We start from the raw sequence: 12654 nt of genomic DNA, 5'->3' as shown, positions 1-12654 counted from the left end.
CATGCTCGCGGTACCCCGAAAGGAGTTCCACGAAATTTCCCGCAGGGGGTGCGACCGTGCCCGGATCGGCTGCTCGGCCCGCCCGCCTTGACAGGCCCGTCCCGTCACCCGCAGGATCACCTCGTGAACCTGTCAGACAGCCAGACAGGTGGCTCGGTGCCGCGGCGCGTCAGCGCGATGGAAGCGGTCCTCGGTCATCTGCGGAGCGCCATCGAGCGCGGAGACTACGCCGTGGGGGACAAACTCCCCTCCGAGGCCGAGATGTGCCGGCGCCTGGAGGTGAGCCGGCCCGTGCTGCGGGAGGCCCTGCGGGCCCTGCAGACCATGGGCCTGACCGTCTCCCGTACCGGCAAGGGCACCTTCGTCGTGTCCAGCACCGTCGAGGACCCCACCTTCGGCGACTACGCGGCCAGTGACCTCCTCGAAGTCCGCCGGCACGTCGAGATCCCGGTCGCCGGCTACGCGGCCGTACGACGCACGCCCGAGGACCTCGACCACCTCGCGCACCTGCTGGACCGCATGGAGCACGAGACCGACACCACCGCGTGGGTCGCCATGGACACCCTCTTCCATCTGGCCGTGGCGCAGGCCGCCCAGAACCCGGTGTTCCGCCGGGTGATCGAGGAGATCCGGGACGCGCTGGCCCGGCAGTCGGCCTTCCTGAACGAGCTGGGCGGCCGGCGTGAGCAGTCCAACCGCGAGCACCGGGCGATCGTCGAGGCGCTGATCGACCGCAGCGCGCACGACGCGGTGGAGGCCATGTCCCACCACCTCGACCGGGTCTCCACGACCCTCACCGACATCGTGGGCGCCGCGCACCCGGACACCCCCGAAGAGACCTCCCCGGAAGGCGGCCCCGAAGCGTGAGCGAGCAATCCCTCCACATGAGCCGCAGCCAGGTCCCGCACGGCGGCATCCTGCTCACCGGCGTCTTCTGCGTGCTCGCCGTCGGCTTCGACTTCGTCGTCCCCGTCGACGCGTTCGAGTTCGTGCTGAAATTCGCCGCGATCGGCATCCCCGCCACCTGGGGCATGATCATGGTCTGCCACCTGGTGTCCTGGCGGAAGACCGAGAACGGCGAGCTGGACAGGCCGGGTTACCGACTCCCCGGCTCCCCGTGGACCGAACTCGTGCCGCCGGCCTTCCTCGCCTCCGTCCTCGCCCTGATGTACGCCGGCGGCGCCGGCCGCACAACCGTGCTGTGTCTCCCGCTGATCGCCGGGGCACTGGTCGCGGGCTGGTACGGCGTCCGCGTCCAGGTGGCCCGCAAGGCCGCCGAGGCAACCGAATCCAGCGGGTCGGCCGGAGCCGACGCGCGAACCACGCAGTCATGAACCACGCAGTCATGCAGGAAGCAGTGCACGCAGCCATGTACGCCAGCTCACTCGCGGCCGCCCCCGCGATCCGCGAACCCCTCCACTCGCCCGTCGCGCACCTCGTGCGCGGCGGGGTCATCGAGGGCGTCCACTACGGGTCCGTCGTCGTCCTCGGCGCCGAGGGTCAGGTGGAGTTGCAGGTGGGCGACATCGAAGCGGCCTTCTATCCGCGCTCCGCCCTGAAGCCCGTCCAGGCGGTGGCCATGCTCAGGGCCGGCCTGCCCCTCGACGGCGAACTGCTCTCCCTGACCGCCGCCAGCCACTCCGGTGAGGAACGCCACCTGGCAGGCTCCCGCCGCATCCTGGAGCTGGCCGGTCTCGCCGAGGACGACCTGCGCAACGTGCGGGACCTTCCGTTCGACCCGGTCGTCCGGGACGTGTGGATACGCGAGGGCCGACTGCCCTCCCGCCTCGCCCAGAACTGCTCCGGCAAGCACGCGGCCATGCTCTACACCTGCAAGCTCAACGGCTGGCCCCTCGACAGCTACCTCGACCCCGGCCACCCTCTCCAGCAGGCGATCGCCGAGATCGTCGAGGACCTCACCGGCCAGCGCATCGCCCAGGTGACCGTCGACGGCTGCGGCGCCCCCCTCTTCTCCATCTCCCTGCACGGCCTCGCCCGCGCCGCGGCCCGGATCACCACCGCCGCCCCCGACACCGCGGAGGCACTGGTCGCCGACGCGATGCGCGACCACGCCGAGATGGCCTCCGGCTCCGGCCGGGACGTGGCCGCGCTGATGCGGGCCGTACCCGGGCTGCTCAGCAAGGACGGCTTCGAGGGCGTCCAGGCAGCCGCCCTGCCGGACGGCCGGGCCGTCGCGGTGAAGATCGCCGACGGCGCGAACCGGGCCCGCGTCCCGGTCGCGGCGGCGGCACTCGCCCGGGCCGGCGTCGACCCGTCGGCGCTCACCGGGTTCGCGGGCGAACCGCTGCTCGGCGGCGGCGAACCGGTCGGCAGCATCCGCCCGGTACGCGCCCTGGACCCGCTTCCCGTGGGACCGACGTACGCCTGAGGCCGCACCCGCCGCCTCCTCCGCCCTCATCCGCGACACCCACCCGAAAGAGGCCCGCACCGCCATGACCGCAGCAGCCCGGCGCAGCGCCGCCGCAGTCCACCGAAGCGAACACGATCTGCTCGGCGACCGTGACGTTCCCGCCGAGGCGTACTGGGGTGTCCACACCCTGCGCGCCACGGAGAACTTCCCCATCACGGGTATGACCATCTCCGCCTACCCGCACTTCATCGACGCCCTCGCGGCCGTCAAGGAGGCCGCCGCCCTCGCCAACGAGGAACTCGGGCTGCTGGAGCCGAAGAAGGCCGCCGCGATAGTCGAGGCGTGCCGGGAGATCCGGGGCGGCAGGCTGCACGACCAGTTCGTGGTGGACGTCGTCCAGGGCGGGGCGGGCACCTCGACGAACATGAACGCCAACGAGGTGGTAGCGAACCGGGCGTTGGAGCTGCTGGGCCACGAGAAGGGCCAGTACCGGCACCTGCACCCCAACGAGGACGTGAACCTCGGGCAGTCCACCAACGACGTCTATCCGACCGCCGTCAAGGTCGCGACCGTCTTCGCGGTGCACGAGCTGCTCAAGGCGATGGCCGTGCTCCAGGACGCCTTCGCCCGCAAGGCGGTCGAGTTCCACGACGTCCTCAAGATGGGGCGTACGCAGCTCCAGGACGCCGTGCCGATGACGCTCGGGCAGGAGTTCTCGGCGTACGCCGTGATGATCGAGGAGGACCGCAGCCGCCTCGCGGAGGCCGTCGAGCTGATCCACGAGATCAACCTCGGTGCCACCGCCATCGGTACGGGCCTCAACGCCCCTGCCGGATACGCCGAGTCGGCCCGCCGCCACCTCGCCGCGATCACCGGCCTCCCGCTCGTCACGGCCGCCAACCTGGTCGAAGCCACCCAGGACTGCGGGGCGTTCGTCCAGATGTCCGGGGTGCTGAAGCGGATCGCGGTCAAGCTCTCCAAGAGCTGCAACGACCTGCGCCTGTTGTCCTCCGGGCCGCGCGCGGGCCTGGGCGAGATCAATCTGCCGCCGGTGCAGGCGGGGTCGTCGATCATGCCCGGCAAGGTGAACCCGGTGATCCCCGAGGTCGTCAACCAGGTCGCCTTCGAGGTGATCGGCAACGACGTCACCATCACCATGGCCGCCGAGGCCGGACAGCTCCAGCTCAACGCCTTCGAGCCGATCATCCTGCACTCCCTCTCGGAGTCCATCACGCACCTGCGCGCGGCCTGCCTCACGCTCGCCGAGCGCTGTGTTGACGGCATCACCGCCAACACCGAGGCGCTGCGCGCGAGCGTCGAGAACTCCATAGGCCTGGTCACCGCCCTCAACCCCTACATCGGGTACACGGCCGCCACCGACATCGCCAAGGAGGCCCTCGTCAGCGGCCGGGGCGTGGCGGAACTCGTCCTGGAGAAGGGCCTGTTGCCCGCCGAACGGCTCGCGGACCTGCTGCGCCCCGAGATCGTGGCGGGCAGCGGCGCGGCACGGTAGCGCTCGGCTGGAAGCGCGGTATCGAAACCGTGGGTCCGCCGTGGCTGGTCGCGCAGTTCCTCGCGCCCCTGAGGGGCGCGTCTGCGCACCCGACTTCATCAGGACCGCTCAGACACACGAACGCGCAGCAGGACCGGACCGGAGGGAGAATGGCGATCATGGCATCTGTTCCGTCGCCCTCGCCCCCGACCTTCCAGCCGGTCCTGGAACGCATCGCCGAGGAAATCGAGCGCACTCCCGGCCGCGGTCGTCCCGCCGACTACATCCCGGCGCTCGCCGCCCGCGACCCGCGCAGCTTCGGCATGGCCGTCGCCGAACTGGACGGCACGGTGTACGGGGTGGGGGACTGGCGGCAGCCGTTCTCCGCGCAGTCCGTCACCAAGGTCTTCACCCTCGCCCTCGACCTGGCCCGCGAGGGCGACGAACTCTGGGAGCACGTGGGCCGCGAACCCTCCGGCAATCCCTTCAACTCCCTGATCCAGCTGGAGTACGAGAACGGCATCCCGCGCAACCCGTTCATCAACGCGGGCGCGCTCGTCGTCACCGACCGCCTGCACACCCGTACCGGGGACGCGGCCGGGTCACTCCTCGACTTCCTGCGCGCGGAGTCCGGCAACCCCGGCCTCACCTTCGACAAGGAGGTCGCCGCCTCCGAGGCCGGACGCGGCCACCGCAACGCGGCCCTCGCCCACTTCATGGCTTCGTACGGCAACATCGACAACCCGGTCCCGGACCTGCTGGACCAGTACTTCCGCCAGTGCTCGGTCGAGGCGTCCTGCGCCGACCTCGCTCTCGCCACCGGCTTCCTGGCCCGCCACGGCGTCCGGGCCGACGGCACCCGCCTTCTGACCCGCAGCCAGTCCAAACAGATCAACGCCATCATGCTGACCTGCGGCACCTACGACGCGGCAGGCGACTTCGCCTACCGAGTGGGCCTCCCGGGCAAGAGCGGAGTGGGCGGCGGCATCATCGCAGTCGTCCCCGGCCGCTGCACCCTGTGCGTGTGGAGTCCGGGGCTGGACGAGAGGGGCAACTCGGTGGCGGGGGTGGCGGCCCTGGACCGCTTCACGACACTGACGGGAGTGTCGGTCTTCTGACCGGCCGAAGCGGGTCCTCGGCCGGGAATCCGGTGGCTTTCGAGAGGCGCGAGCCTGTCGCTTCCGACGGGCGCGAGCTGTCGCTCTCAAGAGACGCGCACTGTCGCCCGCAGGGGCGCGGGGACCTGCGCGACAAGCCCCCACCGGGCCGCACCCGACGACCAACCCGCAGAGATCACCCACCAGTAACTCCCAGGCCCCCGCCCGGAGGGCACCTCGTAGCCCCCCGTCCACCCTTCCTTGCCACGCTGCCCAAGTGCTGGCCAAGGCTCCTCCGACCAACCTTCCCCGCTGTCAGGCCCTCGGCCTGACGGGCACCGCATGCCTGGCGCTCGGAGGCGAATCCGCCGGAGCCCTCCCCGTACGGGAACTCATCGCCCCCTCCTCCGGCCGCGCCGCACTGGGCCTGGTCGGCGTCTACTTCGGCGTCGTCCTCCTGATCGCAGCCTGGGCCATGCTCGGCCAACTGGTCCGCGGCCTGAACCCGCCCACCGTACGGTCCCTGATGCTCGTGCTCGCCATCTGGGCGACCCCGCTCCTCCTCGCCCCGCCCCTCTTCAGCCGCGACGTCTACAGCTATCTCGCCCAGGGCGCGATGGTCGAGGCGCACATGGACGTGTACACACACGGCCCCGCCCTGCTCGGCGGCCCCCTCGCCGCCGAGGTCGCCCCGGTGTGGCAGCAGACCGGCGCCCCCTACGGCCCGGTGTTCCTCGCCGTCGCGTCCGGCCTCTCCGGACTGACCCGGGGCGAGATCCCCGCCGGCCTCTTCGGCATGCGGCTCGTCGCGCTGCTCGGCGTGGCGCTGATGGCGGCGGCGCTGCCCCGCCTCGCCCGGCACAGCGGCGCCGACCCGGCCGCCGCGCTCTGGCTCGGCGCCCTCAACCCGCTGGTCCTGCTGCACCTCGTGGCCGGCGCCCACAACGACGCCATCATGCTCGGGCTGCTCGGCATCGGCCTGGTGGCGGCGCTGGGCCGGTGGCCGGTCCTGGGCGCCGTGCTCGTCACGCTCGCCGCCCTCGTCAAGGCACCCGCCCTCCTCGGCCTCGCCGCGGTCGTGGCCCTGCAGATCCGTGCGGGCCGCAGCCCGGTGCGGGCGGTACTGACCACGGCGGGAGCGGCAGCGGCCACCACCGTCGGCGCCACCGCGTTCGCCGGCACCGGATACGGCTGGATAGGCGCCCTGAAGACCCCGGTGTCACCCCAGAACTGGGCCCTCACCAGCCTCCTCGGCCGTGCGACGGCCGCCGCCCTTCGGGAGATCGGCAGCGATCTGGCGCCGCTCGCCGTCCCGGCCTGGCATCTGCTCGGCCTCGCGGTCACCGTCCTCGCCGTCGCCTTCATCTGGCTGCGCCGCCCCCGCGTCAGCCCGGTCTACGCACTCGGTCTCAGCCTGGCCGTCGTGGTCGTCCTCGGCCCGGCGATCCGGCCCTGGTACGCCCTGTGGGCCCTGTTCCTCATCGCCGCCGCGGCGCCCAGCACCGGTTCCGTGGTCCGCCACCGGCTCGCGGCCGTCACCGGGGTCGTCGCGCTCCTCGCCCTGCCGAGCGGCGCGCCCGCGGGGACCGGGGAACTGGTCCTGGCCGTCTCCGGCGGCGCACTGGCCGTGGTCGTCCTCTGGCAGGCCCACCAGGCGGCCCAGGCACCCCTGCGGGAGAGCACGGTATGAACCCTGTGACACTGCCTCGCACCGACCGGGGACGCCTGTTCCTGGTGCTCGCCCTCGCCGTCACGGTCACCGTGTTCACGGCGACGGTGCCCCTGCTGCGCGGCTGGTTCGACCTGCGCGTCTACTACGGAACCGTCGACACCTGGGTCCACCACGGCGGCCGGATCTACGACTACCGGGTGCCCGGCACGGCGTACGGCTTCACCTATCCGCCGTTCGCCGCCGTCAGCATGCTGCCGATGGCGCTGCTCGGGCTGCGCGCCGCGATCACCGCCGCGCTGCTGCTCAACCTGGCGGCGCTCGTCGCGGTGGTGCGGATGCTCGCCGGGCCGGTGCTGCGCCGGTTCGGCTGGTACGGCTGGGCCCTGACCGGCTGCGCGCTGGCGTTGTTCGAACCGGTCCGCGACACCGTCAGCTTCGGCCAGGTGAACCTCGTACTGCTGGCCCTCGTCCTGACCGACGCCTGGCTGCTGACGACCGGCCGGGCGCGCTGGGCGGGCATCGGGATCGGGCTGGCCGCTGCTGTCAAGCTGACGCCCGTGCTCTTCGTCGGGTTGCTGCTGCTCGGCGGGCGGCGACGGGCGGCCGGGGTCGCGACGGCCGTCGCCGGTGCGGCCACCGCGCTCGCGGTGTGGGTCGCGCCGGACGCCTCACGCTTCTACTGGAGCGAGGCGCTGTGGGACACCCAGCGCATCGGCAGCCTGGCGTACGTCTCGAACCAGTCGCTCCAGGGGGTGCTGGCGCGGCTGGCCGCGCCGGGCGAACCGAGCCGTGCCGTGTGGCTGGTGGTGGTTCTGGTCGTCCTCGGCGTCTGGGCGTGGCGGACTCGGCGGGCCGTCGTGGCGGGGGACTGGTGGGCCGCGTTCGCCCTCACCGGGCTGACTGCCTGTCTGGTCAGCCCGATCACCTGGGTGCACCATCTCGTCTGGCTGCTCCCGTCGTTCGCCGTCCTGCTGCGCACCGGGCACGCGCGCGTGGCCGCCGTTCCGTACGCGGTGCTGTGTACGAGCGTGGTGTGGCTGTGGTTCGACGACGCGTCCGGCGTCGACGGCTTCGTCGGCGGCAGCGCCTACGTCTGGGTCACCCTCGGGCTGCTGCTGTGGCTGCCGGTGGCCGGCGCGGATCAGACCCGTCCCACGCCCCTGATCCGCAGTGCCAGCGACACCGCTCCGGCGCCGAGCACGGCCGCTCCCAGGATCGTCCAGGTCTCCGGCCAGCCGGGCCCGCTGTCGGATGTCACGGTGGCGGCCACCGGCACGGGCGCCGCCACCGGCGCCTCGGGGCCCGCCTGCGGTACGGGCCGTGAGGCGTCCAGCGAGCCGACGGCTTCGACGCGGCCGGCGGCCCCGAAGCCCCAGTCGAGCAGCGAGCGGGCCTCCTCGTAGACGGCGAATCCGCCGCCCTCCTGAGGGTTCATCACCGTGACGACCAGGGTGCGTCCATCCCGCCGCGCGGCGGCGACCAGCGTGTTGCCGGCCCTGCTGGTGTAGCCGTTCTTGACACCCACCACACCCCGGTAGCGCTCGACGCCGCCCGCGCCGGTCAGCAGCCGGTTGGTGTTCTGGATCTCGTACGACCAGCCGCCCCCGCCCGGGAACTTCGCCCGGACCGTGCCGCAGTAGTCGGTGAAGTCCGCGTTGCGCAGCCCCGCCCGGCCGAACACCGCGAGGTCGTACGCCGACGACACCTGCCCCGACGCGTCGTAGCCGTCGGGCGACCGCACGTGGGTGTCGCGGGCGCCCAGGGAGCGGGCCTTGGCCTGCATCCGGGCGGCGGTGTCGCGCCAGCCCCCGCTCATGGCGGCCAGGACGTGCACGGCGTCGTTGCCCGAGTTGAGGAACACACCCCGCCACAGGTCGGACACACGGTACGTACGCCCCGCCGCGACGCCGACCAGACTGCTGCCGGCCCCGATGCCCTTCAGCTCGGCCTCGGTGACCTTGTGCCGCAGGCCGGCAGGCAGCGTGGGCAGCACCGTCAGGGCGAAGAGTGTCTTGAGCGTGCTGGCCGGCGGCAGTTTTCGGTGCGCGTTGTGCGCGGCGAGCACCTCACCGGTGTGGGCGTCGGCCACCAGCCACGACAGTGCGGACACGTCCCGGGGGAGGCGGGGTGCGCCGGGGCGGAGCCGGGCGTGGGTGCCCGAGCCGTACAGCAGCCGCGCGTCCGCAGCCGTCGGCGTGACCGGGTCGGCAACGGTACGGGCGGATGCCGGAACGGGCGCGAGCGCCAGCACGCCCGTCACGCACAGCGCACAGCATGAGGCGGCGATCCGGGAGGAGAATCTGATGGTCATACCGCAAACGTAGGAATGGACCCGCCGTAAGCCGTGGTGCCGGGGCCGAGGAGCGGGCCCGAACACCCGGATGCCGCACACGGGAGCACACGGGCACCCAGCGGTGTGGCTACTCCTGGGGCAGCGTCGGCTGGATCCGCCGCAGGAAGGTGGCGTTGTCGGGCGTGTCGCGCAGCCGTTCCAGAAGGGTCTCCAGGCTCGCCTGCCCGTCCCGCGTCTGCAGGGCCCGCCGCAGCGCCTGTACGGTCGTCAACTCGGCCGGGGGCCACAGAAGTTCCTCGCGGCGGGTGCCGGACGGATTGATGTCGACGGCCGGGTACACGCGGCGGGACGCCAGTTCGCGGCTCAGCCGCAGCTCCATGTTGCCGGTGCCCTTCAGTTCCTCGAAGAAGAAGTCGTCGGCGCGCGAGCCGGTCTCCACCAGGGCGGTGGCGAGGATCGTGAGCGAACCGCCCTCCTCGGCCAGGCGCGCGGCACCGAACAGCCGCTTGGGCCCGAGCAGCGCGGCGGCGTCGACGCCGCCGCTGAGGGTGCGGCCGCCGGCGGCCGCCGCGTTGTTGTGGGCCCTGCACAGCCGGGTGAGGGAGTCCAGGAGGATGACGACGTCCTCGCCCGCCTCGACGAGCCGCTTGGCGCGCTCGACGACGAGTTCGGCGAGCGCGATGTGCTGCTTGGGCGCCCGGTCGAAGGTCGAGGCGTACACCTCGCCGCGCACGGAACGCCGCATGTCGGTCACCTCCTCGGGCCGCTCGTCGAGCAGTACCACCATCAGGCGGCACTCGGGGTGGTTGCCGGCGACAGCTGCCGCCACCTGCTGCAGCAGCACGGTCTTGCCGGTCTTGGGCGGGGCCACGATCAGCCCGCGCTGGCCCATTCCGACAGGGGCGATCAGGTCGGCGACACGTCCGGAGAGGCCGGACGCCGGGTGTTCGAGGCGGAGCCGGTCGCGCGGGTGCAGCGGGGTGAGGTCGCCGAAGCGGCGACGCCCGCGCAGCTCTTCGGGCGTCAGGCCGTTGACCAGCCCGACGTCGGTCAGGGCGCGCTGGGTGCCTCGGACGCCTGCGAGGAGGTCGCCCTTCCGCAGGCCGTACCGGCGGATGAGCGCGGGGGAGACCTGGAGGTCGGTGGGCGTGGGCAGGCAGCTGTCGGCGGCCCGCAGATACCCCTTCCCGTTGCCGTCGATGTCGAGGACACCGGTCGCGATCCGGGCCGGAGGAAGCTGTTCTACAGGGGGGTGTTCGAGTGTGGTGGTCATGGGACGGGGTCCTTTCACGGACGGACGTGCGTGAGGCATGCGGAAGGAAGGGGGAAGCCGCGAGAACTGAGCGCGCCGAGCGCGCTACGGGCGGCGGGAGACAGCGACACCTCGGGTACGGCAGAACTGCGCCGCCGCTGGTGAGGTGGTACCGGGAGAGCCGATGCGCCGGTCGGAAACCGACGGGCGGGTCAGCGAACTGAAGGGGAACTGGCACCGGCGCCCGGAACAGGGCGTACACAAGTGCTGCCAGCACCGTACCATGCGATGCGCGAGCAGAACTGGGAGTTGTGACTCAGCGGCTCGCGAGGAGGCCGTACAGAAGCGGGATGCGCGGCTCGGGCAAACGCCACCAGCCCGACGCCGTGCGTTCCATACGAGGCCAGCGCGGCCAGGGCAGTTCGTCGCTCTCGCGCAACCGCCGGATGGTCAGTCCCGATCCGATCAACGCGTTGACGACCTCGTCCATTCCGTGCGTCCACTCGAAGCTCTCGGTCGCGCCCGTCACGGCCGGCCCGTCGGTGTACGTGAACGTCGCATCGCGGTGCACGGCGCCCCGCGCGCCCAAGTAGTCGTGCCGCAGCAGGAGTTCACCAGTGTCGTCCGGAGGGGGCTTGGGGCCGAGCGAGTTGAGCAGTGGATGGAACTCCACGATGTACAACAGGCCGCCGGGGCGCAGGAGTTGGGTGATCACCTCCGCCCAGTGGTCAAGGTCGGGCAGATAGCACAGGGCGCCCTTCCCGGTGTACACGACGTCGAACCGCCGCTGCCGCAGGGCCTCGACGGCGTCGTACACGTTCGCCCGCACGTACGTGGCGTCGAAGCCCGCCTTCGCAGCGATGCCGCGTGCGGCCGTCACGGACGCCTCGGAGAAGTCGAGCCCGACGGCCCGTGCCCCGCGCTCGGCGAAGGCGAGGGTCTCCGTGCCGAGGTGGCACTGGAGGTGGAGCACATCGCGATCGACCAGTGCGCCGAGGTCCTCCCACTCCCAGGAGGCGAACCAGCGCGACGGATCGAGGCCCTCGCCCAGGCCGTAGAAACGGCTGGCGAGATGGACGGGGGTGCGGGCGTCCCAGTTGGCCTCGTTGGCCCGCATCATCCGCGCGTGCTCGTCGACGGTCATGGAGTCATCCAACCAGGACGCGCCGCCGACAGGGTGCGGACGCGGCTGCTCAGGCGGACCCCGCGGCCTGCGCCTCCTGCGCGATCCGCTCGAACTGGGCGCCCATGGCCGCCGCCAGCTCCTGTGCGGCCGACAACGGGCGGACCATCACCGTCAACTCGTCGATCAGGCCGTCCTCGTCGAGATGCAGGAAGTCGCAGCCCTGAAGCTCGCGCCCGCCGACCCGCGCCGTGAACACCAGCGCGTGGTCACGGCTGCCGGGAGCGCCGATCTCCCGCTCGTACCGGAAGTCCTCGAAGACCCGGGACACGCCGCGCAGGATCGCCGCGGTGATCGCCTTTCCGGGATACGGCCGGAACGCGACCGGACTGGTGAACACCACGTTCTCCGCCAACAGCCGCTCGACGGCGTCGAGATCACCGGCCTCCACTGCCTCACGAAATGCACGCATCCGCTCACCCTAAGGGGTGAACCGCCCGAGCGGGCGTCCAAGGCACCGGCCCGCGGACCGCCCCTAAGCTGAGCCGATGTTCAGCCCCGAAGGCCCCACCCTCCGCGAACTCGCCGTGCAGGCGCTGTCGTCCGTCGAGCGCGGCTACGACCTGCTCGCACCGAAGTTCGACCACACCCCGTTCCGCACACCGGACACCATCCTCGACGCCGTGGCGTCGGCGCTCGGCCCCCTCGGGCCCTTCGACGACGGCCTCGACCTGTGCTGCGGCACCGGCGCCGGTCTGGAGGTGCTGGAGCGGGTGTGCCGGGGGAGTGTCACCGGGATCGACATCAGCGCGGGCATGCTGGAGGTGGCCCGGCAGCGGGCCGGGGCGGGGGAGCGGGCCGACGGCCCGCGCGTCACCCTGGTACGCGGCGACGCCCGAGCCCTGCCCTTCGCCCCGTCCACCGCTTCGGCCCCCGCGTTCGACCTCGTCGTCAGCTTCGGCGCGTTCGGCCACTTCCTCCCGGGCGAGTTGCCGGGGCTGTTCGGCCAGGTCCGCTCCGTACTCCGGCCGGGCGGGCGGTTCGCGTTCCCCGTCGTGGCGCCGGCCCGCCCGGGAACGCCCGTCTACTGGGCGCTGCTCGCCTTCGACGTGGCGATGAAAGTGCGCAACGCCCTCTGGAAACCGCCTTTCGTCATGTACTACCGGTCCTTCCGACTGGCCGACGTACGCAGGGAGTTGACGCACGCCGGCTTTGACGTGGAGACCTGCGCCCTGCCCGGGTTCGGGCGTCGCCCGGACGGCAGTCCGCGCTGCCGGATGGTGGTGGCGACGCGGACCGTCTAGGCCCGGACTTCGCGGGTCACCGTTTCAGGTTTGTGGCCAGTGGGTTTGTC

10 protein-coding genes and 2 pseudogenes are annotated in these 12654 nt (G+C 72.1%); 8 read left to right on the top strand and 4 right to left on the bottom strand.

The window, feature by feature from the left end; all coding sequences use genetic code 11:
• Window positions 1-123 precede the first annotated feature (123 nt).
• The 7 genes and pseudogenes from RB628_RS10090 to RB628_RS10060 all read left to right on the top strand — a co-directional run bounded on the left by RB628_RS10090 (window position 124) and on the right by RB628_RS10060 (window position 8035).
• Window positions 124-867: a FadR/GntR family transcriptional regulator gene (locus tag RB628_RS10090; protein WP_318319988.1), complete on the top strand. Its 744-nt coding sequence runs from the start codon at window positions 124-126 to the stop codon at window positions 865-867.
• Between the two features lie 17 nt (window positions 868-884).
• Window positions 885-1334, top strand: a pseudogene (locus RB628_RS10085) (L-asparagine permease); the annotation flags it as partial.
• A 35-nt stretch (window positions 1335-1369) separates the two neighbouring features.
• Window positions 1370-2389 (top strand): asparaginase, encoded by a 1020-nt coding sequence (locus RB628_RS10080; protein WP_318320067.1) that lies wholly within the window; start codon window positions 1370-1372, stop codon window positions 2387-2389.
• Window positions 2390-2453: 64 nt separating this feature from the next.
• Window positions 2454-3884 (top strand): aspartate ammonia-lyase, encoded by a 1431-nt coding sequence (gene aspA, locus RB628_RS10075; RefSeq protein WP_318319987.1) that lies wholly within the window; start codon window positions 2454-2456, stop codon window positions 3882-3884.
• 149 nt (window positions 3885-4033) lie between these two features.
• Complete coding sequence (locus RB628_RS10070) at window positions 4034-4981, top strand: glutaminase (RefSeq protein WP_318319986.1); 948 nt, start codon at window positions 4034-4036, stop codon at window positions 4979-4981.
• Window positions 4982-5240: 259 nt separating this feature from the next.
• Window positions 5241-6650: a polyprenol phosphomannose-dependent alpha 1,6 mannosyltransferase MptB gene (gene mptB / locus RB628_RS10065; protein WP_412180628.1), complete on the top strand. Its 1410-nt coding sequence runs from the start codon at window positions 5241-5243 to the stop codon at window positions 6648-6650.
• A gap of 5 nt (window positions 6651-6655) precedes the next feature.
• Window positions 6656-8035, top strand: a complete 1380-nt coding sequence (locus RB628_RS10060) for a glycosyltransferase 87 family protein (protein WP_318320066.1) — start codon at window positions 6656-6658, stop codon at window positions 8033-8035.
• Window positions 8036-8118: 83 nt separating this feature from the next.
• Here the strand turns inward: RB628_RS10060 and RB628_RS10055 are convergent.
• The 4 genes and pseudogenes from RB628_RS10055 to RB628_RS10040 form a co-directional block, all read right to left on the bottom strand.
• Window positions 8119-8943: pseudogene (locus RB628_RS10055) on the bottom strand (D-alanyl-D-alanine carboxypeptidase family protein); the annotation flags it as partial.
• A gap of 109 nt (window positions 8944-9052) precedes the next feature.
• Window positions 9053-10237, bottom strand: a complete 1185-nt coding sequence (gene rho / locus RB628_RS10050) for a transcription termination factor Rho (RefSeq protein ID WP_318319984.1) — start codon at window positions 10235-10237, stop codon at window positions 9053-9055.
• A 256-nt stretch (window positions 10238-10493) separates the two neighbouring features.
• On the bottom strand, window positions 10494-11321 hold the full coding sequence (locus RB628_RS10045) for a class I SAM-dependent methyltransferase (RefSeq protein ID WP_318319983.1): 828 nt from the start codon (window positions 11319-11321) through the stop codon (window positions 10494-10496).
• Between the two features lie 49 nt (window positions 11322-11370).
• Complete coding sequence (locus RB628_RS10040; RefSeq protein WP_318319982.1) at window positions 11371-11772, bottom strand: nuclear transport factor 2 family protein; 402 nt, start codon at window positions 11770-11772, stop codon at window positions 11371-11373.
• A gap of 76 nt (window positions 11773-11848) precedes the next feature.
• Here RB628_RS10040 and RB628_RS10035 point away from each other — a divergent pair, with 76 nt between their 5' ends.
• Window positions 11849-12604, top strand: a complete 756-nt coding sequence (locus tag RB628_RS10035; protein WP_318319981.1) for a class I SAM-dependent methyltransferase — start codon at window positions 11849-11851, stop codon at window positions 12602-12604.
• The last annotated feature ends 50 nt before the right edge of the window (window positions 12605-12654 follow it).

This window comes from Streptomyces sp. ADMS (assembly GCF_033441795.1).
In the GTDB taxonomy this organism is placed as follows: Bacteria; Actinomycetota; Actinomycetes; order Streptomycetales; family Streptomycetaceae; genus Streptomyces.
Note: the sequence above shows the minus strand (reverse complement) of the source record. Positions and strands in the feature narration are given on the sequence as shown.

What these genes read in the sequence shown, in the direction of transcription:
- RB628_RS10035 (WP_318319981.1), top strand. Translation starts at nt 11,849, where the DNA reads ATGTTCAGCCCCGAAGGCCCCACCCTCCGCGAACTCGCCGTGCAGGCG.
- RB628_RS10045 (WP_318319983.1), bottom strand. Translation starts at nt 11,321, where the DNA reads ATGACCGTCGACGAGCACGCGCGGATGATGCGGGCCAACGAGGCCAAC.
- RB628_RS10070 (WP_318319986.1), top strand. Translation starts at nt 4,034, where the DNA reads ATGGCGATCATGGCATCTGTTCCGTCGCCCTCGCCCCCGACCTTCCAG.
- RB628_RS10080 (WP_318320067.1), top strand. Translation starts at nt 1,370, where the DNA reads ATGTACGCCAGCTCACTCGCGGCCGCCCCCGCGATCCGCGAACCCCTC.
- aspA (WP_318319987.1), top strand. Translation starts at nt 2,454, where the DNA reads ATGACCGCAGCAGCCCGGCGCAGCGCCGCCGCAGTCCACCGAAGCGAA.
- RB628_RS10040 (WP_318319982.1), bottom strand. Translation starts at nt 11,772, where the DNA reads ATGCGTGCATTTCGTGAGGCAGTGGAGGCCGGTGATCTCGACGCCGTC.
- rho (WP_318319984.1), bottom strand. Translation starts at nt 10,237, where the DNA reads ATGCCTCACGCACGTCCGTCCGTGAAAGGACCCCGTCCCATGACCACC.